Genomic DNA, 18,886 nt, shown 5'->3' with positions numbered 1-18,886 from the left:
GAATTTTAATCTTACATGCAGTTTTAAGGATGTTGAGAGAAGCAAATATAGCCTTTTTATTTTGATGACGGGAAAGTTTTTGAGGAATAGTCAAATTGTTTATTTTTCTACTATTTGCTTCGGACAAATTGTACTTTTGAAAAAACGAATATTGTGAATAGAGTTCTCCTTATAGATGACGAAGAGAAACTTCGGAAATTGATGGCCAAAATTATTAGCCTGGAAGGTTTTGATGTGATTGAAGCTGCTGATATTAAATCGGGGTTGAAAAAGCTTGAAGTCAGTGATGTGGACGTTGTACTTTGTGATGTCAAACTACCTGACGGTAATGGGGTAGAAACGGCCAAATTAATTAAAGAGCGGTATCCAATTGTAGAGATTATTCTATTGACAGCATACGGGAATATACCGGACGGTGTTCGGGCGATAAAAAATGGTGCTTTTGAATATATTACCAAAGGAGATGACAATAATCGCATTATACCCCTACTTTATAAAGCCAGTGAAAAGGTTGCATTGGCAAGAAGGGTACAACAGTTAGAAAAGCGATTGGGAGATAGACTTTCTTTCGATAAGATTATTGGAAAATCTAGTGCAATAAAGGCTGCCATTGGCATGGCACAAAAAGTTGCCGTTACAAATACAACGGTCTTGCTCACAGGCGAGACTGGTACCGGTAAGGAGGTTTTTGCACAGGCAATCCATCAGGCGAGTTCCAGGAGAGAGCGTAGTTTTGTGGCCATTAACTGTGCCGCATTTACAAAAGATCTGCTGGAAAACGAGCTGTTTGGTCATAAATCCGGTGCCTTTACCGGTGCTACTAAAGATCAGCGGGGTTTATTTGAAGAAGCACATTTGGGGACTATTTTTCTGGATGAAGTCGGGGAGATGGCTGTGGAACTTCAGGCCAAAATTCTCCGTGTTTTGGAAACGGGCGAGTTTTTAAAAGTAGGTGACTCCAAACCAACGAAAGTGGACGTACGCATCATAGCCGCGACCAACAGAAATCTCGAAACCGAAATTGCATCTGACCATTTCAGGAGTGATCTATTTTATAGGTTGTCCGTTTTCACGATTGAATTGCCACCACTGCGTGAGCGCATTGAAGATATAGCAACTTTGGCACAATACTACGCTGATATCTTTGCTTTAAAATCCAACTTGAAACCCTTGCGGATGACCCCTGAGTTTGTGCTGGCATTGGAAAATAACCTATGGCGGGGAAATATCCGTGAACTGAAAAATGTGATTGAGCGCAGTGTGATTTTGAGCGAGGGCGGCATATTAGGTGTTGAGGGCCTTCCTTTTGGTGAACGTGAGTATAGAGAAGGGGCAAGCGTCTTATCAAACTTTTCAATGTCCAATATGGAGAGGCAACATATACAACGTGTATTGAAACATACGAATGGAAATAAAGCTGAAGCTGCTCGATTGTTAGAAATTGGCATAGCTACCTTGTATCGAAAAATTGAAGAATATAAAATCCAATGAAACTTAAAGCAAAGCTGACATTCGGGGTAGGATTTTTATTTTTTATGATCTTACTGCTTGCAATAGTGAGTGGGTATTATGTTTATCGATTAAAAAAAGATACCAATAATATTTTAGTCGACAATTATAATACGTTGCATTATTCCAGAAATATGCTGTTGGCCTTGGAAGATCTTCATACGAATGGGAAGAGCATTGCGCTATTTGAACATAATTTAAGACTCCAAAAGCGCAATGTAACTGAGCCTGGAGAACGAGCGGTGACCGAACGTGTAGATCATCACTTTTTGAGTTTAACGAAACAGCTGAAAGATTCTACAATTGCTGCTGACTTACACAAAGATATATTTCAGCTAATGTATCTCAATATGCAGGCAATTGAAAACAAAAATAATATCGCCAATGCAACAGCTGAAAAAGCTATTTTGGCGATCTCCATTGTAGGTGCGATCTGTTTTATGATTGCGTTTGTATTGCTTGTCAATCTCCCCCTGGCCATTGCTGGTCCCATTGTACAATTAACCGATAGTATCAAACAGATTGCTGCTGGGAACTATAAAAGGAGACTTCATTTTAAGCGAAAGGATGAATTTGGAGAAGTGGCGCAATCGTTCAATACAATGGCTCAAAAACTCGAGGAATATACGGAAAGTAAATTGGGTAAGATCTTGCAGCATAAAAAGAGAATTGAAGCGCTTATTGATAATATGCATGATGCCGTTATAGGGATAGATGAGGAAAAAAGAGTGCTTTTTGCAAATGAACCCGCTTGTTTGCTCTCGGGGTTAAAACACGCAGAATTTGAGGGGCAAAAATTAGCAAAAATAGCTTCTTCCAATGATTTGATTCGTAAGCTTCTCGATAGGATCAACGCTTTAAACCAGCAATCCGAGCATCTGGGTTTGGTTCAGATCTTTGCCTATGGAAAAGATAACTACTTTGAATTGGAGGTCATTGACATCAATGTTGTACCAACGGGAGAGGAGAGTTCGCAGTTTATTGGACAATTTATTTTGTTGAGGAATGTGACAAGTTTTAAGGAACGTGATGTCGCAAAAACAAATTTTATTGGAACGGTATCTCATGAACTGAAGACACCAATCGCATCAATACGTATGGGGATCCAATTGCTCGAGAATAAGCGGATTGGAGAGTTGAATGAAGAACAAAAAGACTTGCTTGAAGGAATTGCTGATGATACAGAGCGGCTTCTGAAAATTACGGGGGAACTTTTGGATATTGCACAAGTGGAGAGCGGTACCATTCAGATGAAGCTGAATCCGGCGACAATCGGACCGATTATAGATTATGCCCTTTTAGCCAATCGTTCAATGCTTGACCAAAAGAAAATTCAACTACAGGTTGAACTGGAAGAGGAACTGCCAATGGTTTTTATTGATAACGAGAAGACCGCATGGGTATTGACGAATCTACTGTCCAATGCAATTCGTTATTCCGATGAAGGGGGGGCGATTTGTCTTGCTGTCAAAAGAATGGGCGCCAGGGTGCTTTTGCGTGTTGAAGATCAGGGACAAGGAATCCCGGTACAATATTTAGTGAAGATTTTTGATCGGTATTTCCGTGTTCCAGGGGGTACAAAAGAAGGAACAGGCTTGGGGTTAAGCATAAGCAAGGAATTTATCGAAAGCATGGGGGGAGAGATTGATGTGCAAAGTGTTTTTGGAACTGGAAGTACATTTTTCGTTTACCTTCCTATTGCACCGCTTAAACAATCCACTTAAAAAAAGGAAGAGCTTTTCATTAAGCTCTTCCTTTACGAGGGATTGAAAGATCCTGCAGCTTGCTACGCAGAGGCTGCAGGATCGGCACCCGCTAAAGTTTTATTTCATTGTCATCGATAAGTTTTGCATCACGTGTATTTTTTTGTACTGCGATAGCTGAAAAAATACTCAATGAGAAGGACATTGCATAGAATCCTTTTTCACTTAGGAGCAGATCCGCATTCCATAGGCCTACAGTTAATAGCACGACGGCAGCAATTGTTGCAAACCAGCTTAAACCATAGTACAATTCGGTAACAGCTAGTCCTTCTGCTTTATCTCTTACACTTTTTTGAACGGAGATAACCGCAAATAGCGCAAATAGTAAAATTGTAAAATAATACCCTTTTTCGTTTAATGCCATTGTTGCATTCCATAAGCCTACACAATAGCCAACGGTACCAACCAATAATGCGGTCCATGAGGCCCCGATAAATGCTCCTGTTGGTTTAAATGGATTTCTTTTGTCTAAATTTCTTTCAGCCTTTTTTTCTTCAATCATGTTTTTTAGCGGTTCCATAATTTTCTTGTTTTAGTTTTAATTTGTTGTTGTTTTATGATTCAAATATCGATAGGAACTAATTATTTTAAAACTTGAATTTATAAGAATACTGACGATATAATATTGTTTAATATATTTGTTTAATTCTAAATTTAAGCTATGGCGGACGCGATATCGGATCTACTATTATTATTGAATAAGGATGATATTAGGGATTTTAAAACCTTTTTGAAACAAAAGAATAAGCGAAATGATGTGAAAAATATCAAGTTACTTGAGATTATAGAAACTGATGATATAAATAAGCTAAAAAAGTTATATGATCCCAGTAAAAACCGGGATGCTTATCACGCATTGAGGAAAAGGCTTCATGATAGTCTTTTGTTTTTCCTTTCAAATAAGGTTTTTGAACGAGAAAACAGTGAAGCCCACGAAGCGTTGAGATTATTTGTTGTGGGTCGTTTTCTATTGGAAAGTCAGTTCATTAAGATTGGATTCAAATGCCTTCAACGGGCTGAGGACAAGGCTCTTGTTCTGGAGCAGTTTAGTTTGCTGAACGAAATCTTGCAAATCAGACTACAATATGCACATTTAGATTTGAATGTCAATTTAGAATTGCTTATCGATCGTTTTACCGAAAATCAGCAAAAGTTGCAGCAAGAAGCAAAATTTCAGATTGCTTATGCGCTGTTGCGTTCAGCATTGCAGGATATTCATTTGAAAGCAAAAATAATTGATATCAATAAGTTGATTTTGAGTGTACTGAGTAAATACAGTATTTCTTTGGATGATCTCTTATCATTTAAATCACTCTATCAACTTTTGTATATTGCAAATGAGTATGCCGCAATACATCAAAACTATACACTGGTTCGTTCTTTTTTAAAAACAGCAGACAATTTTTTGATGAAGTATGATGAACAATCGGCGCATCATCTATTTTACTATCTTCATATTTTGTATTATCTGGCCAATTTTAATTTGAGGAATGGATTCTTTAACGAGAGCATCGTGTATTTAGAACGCTTGAATGAAGTTTTATCTCATGGAAACGCGGTTTTTCGAGCCCAGTTTCAGTTACGGTGCCATTTGTTGATGGCATTGAATTTCCATTACCTCGGCGATGGAATAAAAGGTCTTTCCGTGTTGAGGGCGGGGATTAAACAAGCCGCACCAAAATCAAATGAGGTTGATCTTGCAGATCTACAGTTGTGTTTGGTAATGTTTTTAACGCAATTTGAAGATAAAACAGCATTGATTGAGCTTCGACAGTTGATTCGAACAGATGCTTGGTACGAGAAGAAAATGGGCATGTTGTGGACGATTCGGAAGAGTCTGCTCGAAATTCTGATCCATATTCAATTCGATCACATCGATTTGGCAACCTTGAAATTAAAAAGCTTTGTCGGTAGGTATAAAAAATACTTGCTGAATGTCAAGGAAAACAGAGTGATTGATTTTGCCAAATTGATAGAGAAATATCTTTTAAATCCAGCAGTTATTCAAGGGAAGTCCTTTCGGGCAGCTGTTCAGGCTATGGCGGAAGACAAAGAAAATAAGGATTTATTTGTTATGGGATTTATTGCTTGGTTGAAAGCTCTTATTGTATCTCAAAGTCCGTATCAGGTTTTATTGAACTTGATCAAAGAAAATAGCTGGTGATCAAAGAAGATAGCCGGTGATCAATAATGAAGGTGATCAATAATAAATATGTAAGACGATTTGTTTCTTTGAAGAGTCAATCAGGTTCTGTAGTCTTTTGTAGAATTCGACGTTTACCATAGGACAGCCTTCACTGAGACATACTGGATCTACTTGTTCATCGTAAGGCATGCGGTCATATTTGTGTAGAACGATGTTTCTAGCATATGCATTGCTATTGGAGCTATCTAAGCCATATAATTTATATGCTTTTCCAAATTTACCGTTATACGAGCTGCCGATAGCATAACTACCTAGCGATGTCGCATGAGAGTTATCTGTATTGCTAAATTGCAAAAGATTCTTTTTTCCGGTTTCGGATCCGGATCCATGCGCCACTAGCCCTTGATCTTGAATCCGATCTGTTTTTAGATCTACGACAAAAAAACGATTTCTTCCCGAGGGTCTTTTCATATCCAAGAGAAAGGATATGTCACTATTATACTTTTTGTTGTTTATGATGCGTTTTTTTACGTTCTTTATTGCCATCGTATAGCGAAAGGCGTCTGAAGGAGTATTTTCTTCCTTATCAACAACGGCTAAAAGCGTGTTTTTTTGAATGGTTTTGTATGTGATAAGGCCAATTCCAAGGATAATAACCAAAAGAATGATTTTATTCATGTAAATAAAGCATATTTTATAAGGTACTTTTATTGAATCTTATGTCTGCTGTTCGAGAGACCTATTCTATTTGTTTATAAAATCGTTCGAAGGTTTTCCAGTATTTATCTTTGTAGATGCTATAATCAATTTGAAGATTGTCCCTGTATTCTTCGATTAATCGATCAATCGTTCGTGAGGCTTTTCGAAATTCTGTACAAGCCAAGTAAATTTCCCTGAGGTTATCGGCAGTTTCTCTGCCGATATTAAGAAATCCAATATCATTTGGAAGACTGTCCATTAATTCTTCTTCAAATTTATCCATTAAGTCGTAGTTCTCCTGATCGGGCATGCCATTGGTTGCTGTTCCGTCATAGCTAATCTTTAATGTAACTATCCAAGGGTGAGAAGATTTTCCATCCCAGTCTAACAACGTTGTATTTACGATAGCAAAGATAGGTAAGTCGTTCTCCAGGATGCCTTCAAAAGCAGTGTATGTGTCATCTGCGGTCCGGTGTCTAACGTCGGTATATTTTTCCACAAATTCCTTTTCTCGCCAGATCAAATAGTCTTTTAATTTAAGTAGAGGAATCAGCTCTTCTGTTGCGAGTTCTTTTGAGGTTACATTCAAGTTGTCTATGGCTATGATCGAGTTCAATTCACCAATGTAATTGTCGAGAAATATTTCTATCCCATGGGAAATATTGGCTTTGTTCTCTTCCGTAAAATCGGGGTGAACAATAACAATATCGACTTCATCCGGATGGTATCTATGTTGAATGGGATAAAAAAACATATCCTTGATGTCAAAAGTGAATCCATACATCGTGATTTTGAATTTTTCCATATCCGCAATAGCGGGTTTTAATGCAGTAAATTTCCAATGCGCCAATGCTGGAGCAGAAGCGATCAGATGTTCTACAAACGCAATGTTTTTGATGACCCCATCTGGCGTGACTACAAGTTCTGCAGTGTCATCATCGTACATTCCCGTTAAGAAATACAGTTCCTTGCGAAGAGCGTCGATCTTCGGCGAAAGTTTGCTGAAAAAATTCTGATCAATTTGTTCTCCATTCTTGACGATTTGAAAAAATGCGTGTTCGTTTTTTGTAAACCAATCCCAAAAATCCGCTATACTGTCCTTTTTATTTTCTTTTTTACCAAAAATATTGTTCAAAAATCCCATAATTAATAGCTGTTTGATTGAATCATCAAAGTGCGTATCTGTTTCTTAAAGTGTTTTTTATAACAACAGAGGAGAAAATGATCCGAATGAAACAATCATGAATACCTCTGCTCCTAAATTTAATTATATAATTATAATCCGGCAAGGGAATTTAAGTTTAAAAATAATTGGACAAACAATTGCGTATGGAGTTTGTTAGGATTATTGTTGAATTATAAATTAAAATTGGTCTTATGAAATTTAGCAAATTAACATTTTGTCTATTGGCAACTACAGTTGTGCTTTCCTTTACGGCTTGCAAATCAGGTTTATCTGACGAGAAGTTGGAAGAAAAGATCGAAAATGCACTTACCGGTCGTAAAACCGTGGAGGTCGACGTTAAAAAAGGGGAAGTTATCTTAAGCGGTACGGTTGCTTCCGAAGAAGAAAAGCAACAAGTGGAGTCTATTACTAAAACAGCAGGCGATAAGGACATCAAGTCTATTCAAAACAATATTATCGTTAGTGCACCAGTGTCGTCGACTCCAGCTCCTATTGAGGTATCCAATAATGATGCGGTACTTGGAGCAGCAGTGAATACGTTTATGAAGGATTTTCCTACGGTACAGGCAAGTGTAAAGGATGGTGTGATCGCTGTTACAGGTACTTTGGAGCAACCTAAGATAATCACCTTAAAACAAGGTTTGGATAACTTAAATCCCAAGAAAGTGGATCTAAGCGGTATTGTTGTCAAAAAATAAAATAGTGAAATTATGTCATTGCAGGAAAAATATAAGGTTCTTTTAGATACGGCACAATCTTCAGGTGTAAATGACCTGAACTATGCCGAAATGGATGGAGTATTGCAAATTCGTGGTACAGCACCAACAGCAGATGTGAAAAATAAGCTCTGGGAAATCTACGGTAATATAGATCCTAATTTCCAAACCGGAGATGTGGTCTTAAATGTAGATGTGGCTACGGAAGTGCCCGGAAGCCAGGTGAAAGTGATAACAGAAAATAGCAATTTGAACATTAGAAAAGGCCCTGGTACAGACCAGCCTATCGTGGGAAAAGCTGCTAAAGGAGAAATCATCACGTTGATTAGTAAGGCTAATGATCAATGGTGGTTGGTCAGAACCAAAGATAATGAAGAAGGGTATTGTTATGCACAATATTTAGAGTCTGTTTAGTTCTCGAATGTTATTCGCATGATGGGTACCAGTACCAATTGGCTTTGAAAAAAGGGGAGTTATTGATAAATAACTCCCCTTTTTTCATTTCACGATTAAGTACTACAGCATCTATCGTATTGGGGAATTATTTGGAAAATCAACCGTATTTTAATTTTTGGTGTAATAATTGTATCATTATGATTGCAACAATTTTATTACATTATGTCGAAATCACGTTTTATCATATCATTATGCTTGTGTTTAGCTTTTCAGTTGGGAGTTGCGCAAGAGTATGTTCGCTTGGACAAAGATAGTTATCAATTGCATTTATCAGAATATCCAAAAGATACAATCCGGGTACTTGAAAAAGGTAAAGAAACGAAGTTGAAACAGGGTAAATATATTCTGCAAAAGAATCAATTTATGGGACTTTCCAATGCATTTATTACGATTAATCAGGATGGCATTGTCGATGGTGATTTTAAAATTGAAAAAGATGGGCGTACCGGTGATGTTATCGTAAGACATGGTGTATTGCAGCAAATGACTGTGAAATCTGCTGCATTACCAGACTTTCAATACACCATAACGGATAGTTCAAGTGTGCAGCGTAATTTTAAGAACGGGAAAATCAGTCAGGAAAAAACGGTATTCTACAGAGCTGCAAATAGTGGTAAAAAAGTGACAAAAGTCTTCTTTGATAATTACTATACGGTTGAAAATGATTTTGACCATACCCGAGCTGGCTATCGATTAGATAATACCTTAATGTACAGCGCCAAATTGAATTGTGGTGGGCAGATACAGGAATCAAAGTCATTTGATACCAATGGTCAATTACTAAAACATACCTATCGGAAAGCTAAAATTGATTACACTGATCTGTATCAGAATAATAATCTCGTTGAGCGGAAATATAACCTTAATAACTGCTTTTACCATGAGTATTTTAAGAATTCATTGTTAGTGCAAAAGGTCGTGGAGAAAAAGGATAAAGGGAATACAGAAAAGTATGTTTATAATGGAGCCGGAAAATTGATAAACAAAAATACCGGCGGATAATTTAAAAATGCATATCGAATCAAGTATGGATGCCAATATTTTTGCATTTTAAAAATATAGCGCTACCTTTGTCAAGCAATGAAGAAAATGAACAACATATTACGTCTTCCATTTTTCTTTAATTATTATCGCCCGATAATCGTTCGGGACCCCTATGCCTATTAAATTAAGAAATTCAAATTATTATTTATAGCTAAGCCCGAACATAACGTTCGGGCTTTTTTTATTTTATATAACACCATGTTAAAAGAGTTAGAAGAAAATATCGAAATTATTTTACCGAAGGAGGGACTTGCGTCGAAGTTGAAGGAGGCTGAAGAAAAGAACCGACCATTGATTATAAAACTTGGTTTTGATCCAACAGCGCCGGATCTTCATTTAGGGCACGCTGTCGTGTTAAAGAAACTACGGCAGTTTCAGCAGCTGGGGCACGAAGTCGTGATCCTCGTTGGTAGTTTTACAGCTCGGATCGGCGATCCTACAGGAAAAAATAAAGCCCGTAAACCTTTATGCCAGGATGCGATAGCGCACAATGCGGCAACCTACATTGCGCAACTGTCTAAAATTATTGATGTTTCAAAAGCGAAAGTTGTTTTTAATGGAGACTGGTTGGATCAACTAAATTTTACAGAAGTTATCCAGCTGGTATCGAAAGTCACCGTCGCTCAATTGATGCAGCGGCATGATTTTAATAAGCGTTTTAACGAAAACCAATCAATAGCCATGCATGAATTGCTTTACCCGATATTGCAGGGCTTTGACTCTGTACATGTCAATAGTGATATCGAAATGGGGGGAACGGACCAACTGTTTAATTGCGCGATGGGCCGGCAGCTACAGGAATCTTTTGGACAGGATCCACAAATAGTACTGTGTATGCCCTTGTTGCGCGGGCTGGACGGAAAAGAAAAAATGAGCAAATCATTAAACAATACGATCGGTCTTTTGGATGAACCGAATGAAATGTTTGGTAAAACCATGTCTATTCCTGATCATTTAATTCCAGAATATATTGACTTGACAACTGATTTCAATCAGGAAACCAAACTTGGCATGAAGACCCGTATTGAAATGGGCGAAAATCCAATGGAAATTAAGAAACTTATTGCACATAATCTAGTTGCCCAATACCATGGCGACGAGTTTGCGATGCGTGCGGTTGATTTTTTTGTTAAGCAATTTCAGAGCAAGAAATTAGAAGAAAAGGCTTTTGAGGAGGTGTCGGGGCAAGTATTGCGCGAACAGTTTGGTGAACAGATTAAACTGGTCGATCTATGTCATTTCCTAAAGGGGGCAACAAAGTCAGCGATGCGAAGATTGATTATAGGCGGTGCAGTGCAGATCGATTCAATAAAACAGCTGAATCCGGATCTGATACTTGATTTGAATACGTGTTTTAAAATTAAATTAGGTAAAAGAGCTTATTTTAGAGTTATTTAGTAAGGTTTGTGAGGGTATACTTTTTTAATATTTTGCTAAAAATAGTGAAATAACATCGTGGTTCTTTCTTAAACCATAAATAATTTCTACCTTCATATAGGAGTCTCATACTTTATTTTCATACCAATTATAGATGGAAACATATAATAACATTGTTTTGGAGCGGTTGCCCAAACATTTGAAACGCTATGTAGTAGCCCAACGATATGAACGTTACACTGCGCTGGATCAAGCATTGTGGCGTTATGTCATGCGTCAGAATTATTCTTTTTTGAAAGATGTAGCCTATTACCCCTATATTCCGGGATTGAAGAAAGCAGGATTATCCATTGCGACCATCCCGAACCTACAGGATATGAACGATAGTCTAAAATTAATTGGCTGGGGGGCTGTGACTGTGGATGGATTTATTCCGCCGGCTGCTTTTATGGAATTTCAGGCGCACCGCGTACTAGTTATTGCTGCAGACATACGTCAATTGGAACATATCGAATATACACCGGCACCAGATATTATTCACGAATCTTCAGGACATGCACCTATAATCGGTGAGCCAGATTACGCTACATATTTGCAGTACTTTGGGGAGGTTGGTACGAAAGCACTTTCTTCGGGCAAAGATTTTGAACTCTACGAAGCTATTCGCCACCTATCTATTTTAAAAGAACACGCTACAACAACGGCGGCTGAGTTGGCGGAAGCAGAGAAAAATTTGCAGATCATTCAAGATAATATGGACGAGCCTTCGGAGATGGCATTGTTGAGCAGGTTGCATTGGTGGACTGTGGAATACGGACTTATTGGAGATCTTCATAACCCCAAAATTTATGGAGCTGGTTTACTGTCTTCCATTGGAGAAAGCGCAAGCTGCATGCAGGAAGATGTGCCTAAGTTGGCGTATGGTTTAAATGCAATCGAATATCCTTATGATATTACCAAACCACAACCACAGCTATTTGTTACACCGGATTTTGAACACCTAAAGCTAGTATTGGATAAATTTGCTGATACCATGGCTTTTCGCGTAGGGGGCAAACAGAGCCTTGACAAGGCAATAGACTGTAAAGCTGTTTGCACTGTGGAATATAGTTCCGGTTTGCAGGTGTCGGGCGTTTTTAAGTTGGCCAACGCGGATAAAAATCTCTCTTATATTCAAACACAAGGACCTACAGCTTTGGCGGTAGCAGGTAAACAGCTTGAAGGCCACGGTATAATTTATCATAGCGAAGGGTTTGGCTCTCCAGTAGGACACTTGAGCGGCGCAGATCGTAACTTAGCCGATTTTGATGAAGCAACATTGATTCAATATGGTATAGTGGAAGGGCAGCAGTGTTCGTTAAACTTTGCTTCAGGGATTATTGTATCGGGAATTGTTCAAAAGATTGTACGTCAATTTGGCAAGATTGTTTTGATTTCATTTATAGGATGTGAGGTATACCGTAGCGATAGGGAAGAGGTGTATTTTAAACCTGAATGGGGAACATACGATATGGCTGTCGGAGCGGAAATAGTATCTGTATTTGCAGGCGCTGCGGATAAAGATGCCTATGACGCGCTGGAAGAACAGCTGGATCAGGATCTATCTTCAATACCTACCGAAACGGAAGATGTAAAACTAGTGAATTGTCATGCTGCGATACGGAATTTGCGGGACAACGGTTTTGATCAAAAAGTCTGGCTGGAGATTTTCAGTCAATTGGGACCGGAAAATGCAGATCATTGGTTAGGTTTGGTTGAATTATTTGAAATTTCCCAGGCTAATGATGGAGCGGAATTAACTACTCAGGCCGAACAGAGGCTCTTGGAATTTATTATCCTATATCCAAATTTGAAAAAACTGATTGATGATGGATTACGTGTTGCTAAGGAGGAAGATTTAAATAACCACTAAAAAGTGGTTTGCGTGAGATGGACTTCTAACATTAAACGGTAGAAGAAAACATTGAAATTTAAAAAAGAGAGCTATTAGACCTATGTAGAGCTCTCTTTTTTTACTGTCTATTTTAAGCTATGCCTGCAAAAGTATTTGCCAGGCTTGATCAAGTTTGCCCGCATCTAATAGTTGGGCAGCATATTCGTGAACTTTTTGTGTGAACTTTGATGGGCTGTCTTCAAAGTTTAGCTTCAGATAGTTGAAGTACTTATCTTCTTGCTGTGGGTCTTTTAATGTTGGTCGTGTTTCTACGTTAGCCAGCAACCCCAAGTGATTTCCGGTTAATACATTCGAAAATCTAATTTTTTCTGGAAGTTGGTCTATGCCAATTCCCAGGCTACGGAGGGGCTTCGGTACAATAAATAAGTTTTCGTCGGTTACGCGACAATACCAATCACCACCGAGCCGGGCTACCAGATCCAAATCTTTTTGTTGAATGGTATTGTTCTTGCCCAATAAGTGTTTATGGACATGCATATAGAGGATCTCGGCGATAACGAGATTTCCAGCTCCTGGCTCATCGCTTAATGCGACAACCTCTCTGACCCGACATTCCAGCTGGACTGGGGATTCGGCTACACGAGGTGGTGCAACTCGAATAGAGGGGATGGGCGTAAAACCCGACTTATCAAATTCATTTATTTCCTTGCCATATTCGGTACTGGCAAGTGATTGTTGCTGGACCATATCGTAGTTAACAATATTGATGACAACTTCATTAACCTCCTGTATATTATCCAATGTATGTTTGGTACTACCATCACGCATGCGTCGTAATGGAGAGAAAACACAGATTGGCGGCTGATGGGACATCAGGTTAAAATAGCTGAAGGGGCTTAAATTTATGTTTCCATTGCTATCGATCGTGCTTGCAAAGCAAATTGGCCGCGGTGCAACAGCGTACTTAATTAAATTATCTATAATAGCTTTGTCTTTAACAGATTCAAAGGTGATGGTTTCAAAGGAAGCGGTCATATCCGTAGATTTATGAATGGTATAATACAATAGAATTGGAAAGTTTTCCGAGCGCTGTGATTTCTAGTTCAATCTCATCGCCAAGGTCGAGCCATTGGTCTTTATGATTAGGATCCGCTATGCGTGCCGTGCCATTGAGCTCAAGAAAGCAGCCTGTTCCGACTGTCCCAGAACCGATTATATCACCAGGGGAAATTTGTACACCATAGGAAACCCGTTCAATAATTTCTGCAAAAGTCCAGTGCATACTCGCAAAATTACCCGCTGAGACTTGCGTGCCGTTTACTTTACAAGTCATATTGAGCTCATAACAGTCGCCAATATGTCCTGCCGCAGGTTGAACCTTATAAGGTTCCAATTCATCCTTTGTCACCAAGTAAGGTCCAATTGCTGTTGCAAAATCTTTGCCCTTGGCAGGGCCCAAACTCAATTTCATTTCCTCCATTTGAAGTTTTCTGGCACTAAAATCATTCATAATCATATAGCCAGCAATATACTCATCCGCCTGAGCGGCAGGAATATTGATTCCTGGTTTGTTGATGACTATTGCAATTTCTAGTTCAAAATCCAGTTGATTTAAATGTAAGGGCATACATTGAACAGGACCAGGTCCCTGTATGGACTGATGGTTGGAGAAATAGAAAACAGGAAATTCATCAAATTCGGGGATCATATCTAATCCGCGGTTTCTTCTTGAGGTTGCGACATGCTGTCGAAAAGCGTAAGCATCACGAAAAGATGTTGGCTGTGGTACGGGGGCGATAAGTTGGATATCGTCTAGTAGACGATAGGGCCTGTTCATAGCTCCTTGACGCAAAGCTGTTTCAAAGATTTGTAGCTGATTCATGGTATCTTCGCCACCTTTGAGGAAGTCCGACATCGTTGTGGGAAGGTTTTGATCGATGACTGAGCAACTATAAAAGCGGTCGTCTATAACAATGCCCAATTCTTGTTGACCATTTTTAGTGCTAGTGACAATTCTCATATATGAAGTGTTCTATTTGGTTATTCAATGTTGTTAGCATTCGACACAAATATATTGTATAAGATTTGAAAAAAATATTTCTTCTCTTGAAAATAGAAAAATATTCTTACCTTTATTAAAGCATTATAAACTATAAAAAATGATCAATCGTGGTGTACATCGCTTTGCGTCCTCCATGCCCTATGTTGCTTTTAATAAAGCAATCATAGCTGATATCGTTTTTGCACAATACTAATCTTCTCTTTTACTACTTGCCGATAGTTCTATTGGCAATTTGGATATTCATTTAATTTTATAACCGTTTAAATCGTAGAATTATGCCATTTTATGTTAAACAAGGGCAAATTCCAATGCAGCGACATACTGTTTTTAGAAAGCCCGATAACACGCTTTATGCCGAGGAATTAGTATCCACACATGGTTTTTCCAGTCTTTATTCCTTAGTGTACCATTGTCATCCACCCACACTCGTTAAACAAATAAGAGAGCCTTATGATGTGTCTCCCCGGATTGCCCGCGACAAACATCTTAAACATACCAGTCTAAAGGGATTTCAGGTACAGGCAAAAGATGACTATCTCGAAAGCAGGACACCAGTGTTGGTTAATCAGGACTTACATATATCCTTAGCAGCTCCCCGTCGGTCGATGGATGACTATTTTTATAAAAATAGCCAGGCAGATGAGATTGTCTTCATCCATCAGGGGATGGGAAAACTCAAGACTGGATATGGGAGTATCCCCTTCAAGTATGGAGATTATTTGGTAATACCCCGAGGAACGATTTATCAAATGGAATTTGAACAGGAAGATAATCGATTGTTTATTGTTGAATCATTCTCTCCCGTACGTACGCCCAAACGTTATCGCAATGAATTTGGTCAATTGATGGAACATGCGCCCTTTTTTGAGCGGGACATTCGGGTACCTCAAAATTTGGAAACTTTCGATGAACTGGGTGACTTTGAAGTGAAGATCAAGAAGCAAGGGATGATTTATCCATATGTTTATGGGAGCCATCCATTTGATTTTGTTGGTTGGAATGGCTATCATTTTCCATGGGCATTTTCGATTCATGATTTCATGCCGATAACAGGTAAATTGCATCAACCGCCACCCGTTCACCAGACCTTTGAAACAGATAATTTTGTATTATGCAGTTTTTGCCCTCGTATGTATGATTACCATCCTCATTCGATTCCTGCTCCATATAACCATAGTAATGTAGATTCAGATGAAGTCCTATATTATGTGGATGGTGATTTTATGAGTCGAAAATCCGTGGAAAGGGGACAGATAACGTTACATCCAGGTGGTATACCGCATGGACCTCATCCTGGGACGGTGGAAAAAAGCATTGGGCAAGTGAAAACCGAGGAGTTGGCCGTGATGATCGATCCTTTTCGACCATTGATGTTGACCCAAGAAGCACTCGATATAGAAGATCCAGATTATTATAAATCTTGGATGAGTTAGGAAAAATGAAAGAATAACCTTTATATAAATTATGGCAAATACATTTGCAGAAAAGATTGCCCAAGCGCAAGATTTTCTACCTATTAATGGCACAGATTATATTGAATTTTATGTTGGCAATGCCAAACAGGCCGCACATTATTACAAAACAGCTTTTGGTTTCCAGTCGGATGCGTATGCCGGACCTGAGACAGGCGTTCGAGACCGGGTATCTTACGTGTTAAAACAAAATAAAATACGTTTAGTGCTTACCACAGCGTTGAAATCTGACCACCCTATAACAGAACATGTTAAAAAACATGGTGATGGTGTCAAAATATTGGCGCTTTGGGTAGATGATGCACGAAAATCATTTGAAGAAACAACAAATAGAGGGGCGAAAGTCTATCAGGAACCACAACTTCTGAAGGATGAAAATGGAGAAGTTTGGACCGCAGGCATTTATACCTATGGCGAAACGGTCCACATGTTTGTTGAACGCCGCAATTATTCTGGCCCGTTTATGCCAGGATATGAAAAATGGGAAAGCGATTACAATCCAACGGAAACTGGACTGCTTTATGTTGATCATTGTGTGGGTAATGTTGGCTGGAATAAGATGAATGAAACCGTAAAATGGTATCAGGATGTGATGGGGTTTGTCAATATTTTATCTTTTGATGACAAGCAAATTAATACAGAATATTCAGCTTTGATGAGTAAAGTGATGAGCAATGGAAATGGTTTTGTTAAGTTTCCGATAAATGAGCCTGCCGAAGGAAAGAAAAAATCGCAGATAGAAGAATACCTTGAATTTTATGAGGGTGAAGGTGTACAGCATGCGGCTCTAGCAACCAAAGATATTGTGGCCACCGTGCGGGAACTTAAAGCAAGGGGGGTAGAATTTTTGGGTGCTCCTCCCGAAGCATATTACGATATGTTGCCCGAACGAGTTGGAAAAATTGATGAAGAGATACGGATCATCCAAGAACTGGGTATTCTAGTTGATCGTGATGAAGAAGGTTATTTGCTACAAATTTTTACAAAACCGGTAGAGGATAGACCGACTTTATTTTATGAAATCATCCAACGTAAGGGGGCACAAAGTTTTGGCGCAGGAAATTTTAAGGCTCTTTTTGAAGCAATAGAACGTGAACAAGAACGCCGAGGAAACTTATAGAAGTATGGAAGGGATGAAGGAATTATTGCGGGCTTTTGAGCATAAAAGTCCGGAAATTGTTTTCGAATGGAAAGATAGTGAAACTGATGCCAGGGGATGGATTGTTATCAATTCCTTACGTGGAGGTGCTGCTGGCGGGGGGACCCGAATGCGGGCTGGATTGGATAGGCATGAGGTAGAATCTTTGGCAAAAACAATGGAGGTCAAATTTACGGTATCTGGCCCTGCAATAGGGGGGGCAAAATCTGGAATTGATTTCGACCCACATGACCCAAGGAAAAATGAAGTTTTAGAACGTTGGTTTAAGGTTGTCACACCGCTATTGAAAAACTATTATGGGACAGGTGGAGATTTGAATATTGATGAAATTCATGATGTAATCCCGTTGACGGAAGAATATGGACTATGGCATCCACAAGAAGGAATTTTGAATGGTCACTTTAAGGTGAATGAAAGCAATCGTATTCATCAAATTGGACAATTGCGTTATGGGGTTTCCAAAGTATTGGAAGATAGCTCCTACAGCCCAGATCTGAAGCGCAAGTACAAAGTGGCAGATATGATCACGGGATATGGCGTGTCAGAGTCAATTCGTCATTATTATGAACTTTTTGGCGAAAATTGCTTTGGGAAGCGAGCGGTAATTCAAGGTTGGGGTAATGTTGCTGCCGCTGCGGCATTTTATCTGTCTAAACTTGGTGTAAAAATAGTTGGTATAATTGATCGAGTCGGCGGACTGATCAATCCGGAAGGATTTGGAGAGGAAGATATTACCCGTTTGTTTTTAGAGCGCAAAGGCAATGAGCTTTGTTCTCCGGATTTGATTTCTTTTGATCAGATACAGAAAGAAATATGGAGCCTGGAAACGGATATTTTTGTGCCTGCTGCGGCCTCCCGCTTAGTATCAAAGGATCAGATCCAACACATGATAAATCATGGGCTTGAGGTGATCGCTTCAGGTGCCAATGTACCATTTGCAGATCAAGAAATATTTTATGGGCCTGTTATGGAATTCGCAGATCAGCATGTTGCGGTTATACCTGACTTTATTGCCAATTGTGGTATGGCGAGAGTATTTGCTTATTTAATGCAACGTAATATCGAAATTAGTGATGATGCAATTTTTTCTGATGTTTCCAGCGTAATTTTTGAAGCATTAAAGAAAATTAGGTCGGTTTCTTCCAAAAGGACGCATATATCATCGAGAGCATATGAGCTTGCATTGAAACAGTTGGTGGAAACCGATAACGAACAATAAGAGGCTAAATTCTAATTTGCTTTTGCTATAACGCTATAAAAAAAACACTTGAAGCGGGGAACTTCAAGTGTTTTAACTAACCAATTATTAACCTAAATTTATGAATGCTTAAAACAGTGCAATACCTATGCCAAAACTTATTTTCTTAGCATGAACATATTGTCATTTTTTTGTTATTAAAATT

General features: G+C 38.8%; 16 protein-coding genes. 11 read left to right on the top strand and 5 right to left on the bottom strand.

What is annotated here, in order from left to right; translation table 11 throughout:
* Positions 1-150: 150 nt before the first annotated feature.
* Both GVK91_RS12155 and GVK91_RS12150 read left to right on the top strand, forming a co-directional pair.
* On the top strand, positions 151-1,491 hold the full coding sequence (locus GVK91_RS12155; protein WP_200845611.1) for a sigma-54 dependent transcriptional regulator: 1,341 nt from the start codon (positions 151-153) through the stop codon (positions 1,489-1,491).
* Positions 1,488-3,233 (top strand): ATP-binding protein, encoded by a 1,746-nt coding sequence (locus tag GVK91_RS12150; protein WP_159729026.1) that lies wholly within the window; start codon positions 1,488-1,490, stop codon positions 3,231-3,233. The genes GVK91_RS12155 and GVK91_RS12150 overlap by 4 nt, the downstream gene beginning before the upstream one ends.
* 91 nt (positions 3,234-3,324) lie before the next feature.
* Here GVK91_RS12150 and yiaA read toward each other — a convergent pair whose 3' ends face one another.
* Complete coding sequence (yiaA, locus tag GVK91_RS12145; protein ID WP_046675653.1) at positions 3,325-3,792, bottom strand: inner membrane protein YiaA; 468 nt, start codon at positions 3,790-3,792, stop codon at positions 3,325-3,327.
* A gap of 141 nt (positions 3,793-3,933) precedes the next feature.
* On the opposite strand from yiaA, the gene GVK91_RS12140 reads away from it, so the two are divergent.
* Positions 3,934-5,436, top strand: a complete 1,503-nt coding sequence (locus GVK91_RS12140) for a hypothetical protein (protein WP_159729024.1) — start codon at positions 3,934-3,936, stop codon at positions 5,434-5,436.
* Positions 5,437-5,472: 36 nt separating this feature from the next.
* Here the strand turns inward: GVK91_RS12140 and GVK91_RS12135 are convergent, their stop codons facing one another.
* Both GVK91_RS12135 and GVK91_RS12130 read right to left on the bottom strand, forming a co-directional pair.
* Positions 5,473-6,096 (bottom strand): murein L,D-transpeptidase catalytic domain-containing protein, encoded by a 624-nt coding sequence (locus GVK91_RS12135; protein ID WP_159729022.1) that lies wholly within the window; start codon positions 6,094-6,096, stop codon positions 5,473-5,475.
* A gap of 61 nt (positions 6,097-6,157) precedes the next feature.
* Complete coding sequence (locus GVK91_RS12130) at positions 6,158-7,261, bottom strand: DUF695 domain-containing protein (RefSeq protein WP_159729020.1); 1,104 nt, start codon at positions 7,259-7,261, stop codon at positions 6,158-6,160.
* Positions 7,262-7,494: 233 nt separating this feature from the next.
* On the opposite strand from GVK91_RS12130, the gene GVK91_RS12125 reads away from it, so the two are divergent.
* From GVK91_RS12125 to GVK91_RS12105, 5 genes are all read left to right on the top strand, one after another.
* On the top strand, positions 7,495-8,001 hold the full coding sequence (locus GVK91_RS12125; protein ID WP_159729018.1) for a BON domain-containing protein: 507 nt from the start codon (positions 7,495-7,497) through the stop codon (positions 7,999-8,001).
* A gap of 12 nt (positions 8,002-8,013) precedes the next feature.
* A complete protein-coding gene (locus GVK91_RS12120) occupies positions 8,014-8,433 on the top strand; it encodes an SH3 domain-containing protein (protein ID WP_046675658.1) in 420 nt (139 codons plus the stop codon).
* 204 nt (positions 8,434-8,637) lie between these two features.
* Entirely contained in the window at positions 8,638-9,477 is an 840-nt protein-coding gene (locus tag GVK91_RS12115; protein ID WP_159729016.1) for a hypothetical protein, read from the top strand.
* 240 nt (positions 9,478-9,717) lie between these two features.
* On the top strand, positions 9,718-10,917 hold the full coding sequence (gene tyrS, locus GVK91_RS12110; protein ID WP_159729014.1) for a tyrosine--tRNA ligase: 1,200 nt from the start codon (positions 9,718-9,720) through the stop codon (positions 10,915-10,917).
* A 133-nt stretch (positions 10,918-11,050) separates the two neighbouring features.
* A complete protein-coding gene (locus GVK91_RS12105; RefSeq protein ID WP_159729012.1) occupies positions 11,051-12,808 on the top strand; it encodes an aromatic amino acid hydroxylase in 1,758 nt (585 codons plus the stop codon).
* Between the two features lie 117 nt (positions 12,809-12,925).
* On the opposite strand, the gene GVK91_RS12100 is transcribed toward GVK91_RS12105, so the two are convergent.
* Together GVK91_RS12100 and GVK91_RS12095 are read right to left on the bottom strand one after the other, a co-directional pair.
* Complete coding sequence (locus GVK91_RS12100; RefSeq protein ID WP_159729010.1) at positions 12,926-13,825, bottom strand: flavin reductase family protein; 900 nt, start codon at positions 13,823-13,825, stop codon at positions 12,926-12,928.
* A gap of 10 nt (positions 13,826-13,835) precedes the next feature.
* Complete coding sequence (locus GVK91_RS12095) at positions 13,836-14,810, bottom strand: fumarylacetoacetate hydrolase family protein (protein WP_159729008.1); 975 nt, start codon at positions 14,808-14,810, stop codon at positions 13,836-13,838.
* 317 nt (positions 14,811-15,127) lie between these two features.
* On the opposite strand from GVK91_RS12095, the gene GVK91_RS12090 reads away from it, so the two are divergent.
* Genes GVK91_RS12090 through GVK91_RS12080 form a run of 3 tightly spaced genes read left to right on the top strand, consistent with a single transcriptional unit; the run spans position 15,128 to position 18,702 of the window.
* A complete protein-coding gene (locus GVK91_RS12090; protein ID WP_159729006.1) occupies positions 15,128-16,285 on the top strand; it encodes a homogentisate 1,2-dioxygenase in 1,158 nt (385 codons plus the stop codon).
* A gap of 31 nt (positions 16,286-16,316) precedes the next feature.
* Complete coding sequence (gene hppD, locus GVK91_RS12085; RefSeq protein WP_153846175.1) at positions 16,317-17,444, top strand: 4-hydroxyphenylpyruvate dioxygenase; 1,128 nt, start codon at positions 16,317-16,319, stop codon at positions 17,442-17,444.
* The gene (locus GVK91_RS12080; RefSeq protein ID WP_228280317.1) at positions 17,416-18,702 is read left to right on the top strand and encodes a Glu/Leu/Phe/Val dehydrogenase dimerization domain-containing protein; all 1,287 of its coding nucleotides are present in this window, start codon (positions 17,416-17,418) and stop codon (positions 18,700-18,702) included. The genes hppD and GVK91_RS12080 overlap by 29 nt, the downstream gene beginning before the upstream one ends.
* Positions 18,703-18,886: the final 184 nt, after the last annotated feature.

The organism is Sphingobacterium sp. 18053, assembly GCF_902706145.1.
In the GTDB taxonomy this organism is placed as follows: Bacteria; Bacteroidota; Bacteroidia; order Sphingobacteriales; family Sphingobacteriaceae; genus Sphingobacterium; species Sphingobacterium paramultivorum.
Note: the sequence above shows the minus strand (reverse complement) of the source record. Positions and strands in the feature narration are given on the sequence as shown.

Bases quoted from the DNA above. Each gene is read 5' to 3' on its own strand.
- GVK91_RS12130 (WP_159729020.1), bottom strand. From the start codon at position 7,261: ATGGGATTTTTGAACAATATTTTTGGTAAAAAAGAAAATAAAAAGGAC.
- GVK91_RS12100 (WP_159729010.1), bottom strand. From the start codon at position 13,825: ATGACCGCTTCCTTTGAAACCATCACCTTTGAATCTGTTAAAGACAAA.
- GVK91_RS12115 (WP_159729016.1), top strand. From the start codon at position 8,638: ATGTCGAAATCACGTTTTATCATATCATTATGCTTGTGTTTAGCTTTT.
- GVK91_RS12140 (WP_159729024.1), top strand. From the start codon at position 3,934: ATGGCGGACGCGATATCGGATCTACTATTATTATTGAATAAGGATGAT.
- yiaA (WP_046675653.1), bottom strand. From the start codon at position 3,792: ATGGAACCGCTAAAAAACATGATTGAAGAAAAAAAGGCTGAAAGAAAT.
- tyrS (WP_159729014.1), top strand. From the start codon at position 9,718: ATGTTAAAAGAGTTAGAAGAAAATATCGAAATTATTTTACCGAAGGAG.
- GVK91_RS12120 (WP_046675658.1), top strand. From the start codon at position 8,014: ATGTCATTGCAGGAAAAATATAAGGTTCTTTTAGATACGGCACAATCT.
- GVK91_RS12125 (WP_159729018.1), top strand. From the start codon at position 7,495: ATGAAATTTAGCAAATTAACATTTTGTCTATTGGCAACTACAGTTGTG.
- GVK91_RS12095 (WP_159729008.1), bottom strand. From the start codon at position 14,810: ATGAGAATTGTCACTAGCACTAAAAATGGTCAACAAGAATTGGGCATT.
- hppD (WP_153846175.1), top strand. From the start codon at position 16,317: ATGGCAAATACATTTGCAGAAAAGATTGCCCAAGCGCAAGATTTTCTA.
- GVK91_RS12150 (WP_159729026.1), top strand. From the start codon at position 1,488: ATGAAACTTAAAGCAAAGCTGACATTCGGGGTAGGATTTTTATTTTTT.
- GVK91_RS12105 (WP_159729012.1), top strand. From the start codon at position 11,051: ATGGAAACATATAATAACATTGTTTTGGAGCGGTTGCCCAAACATTTG.
- GVK91_RS12090 (WP_159729006.1), top strand. From the start codon at position 15,128: ATGCCATTTTATGTTAAACAAGGGCAAATTCCAATGCAGCGACATACT.
- GVK91_RS12135 (WP_159729022.1), bottom strand. From the start codon at position 6,096: ATGAATAAAATCATTCTTTTGGTTATTATCCTTGGAATTGGCCTTATC.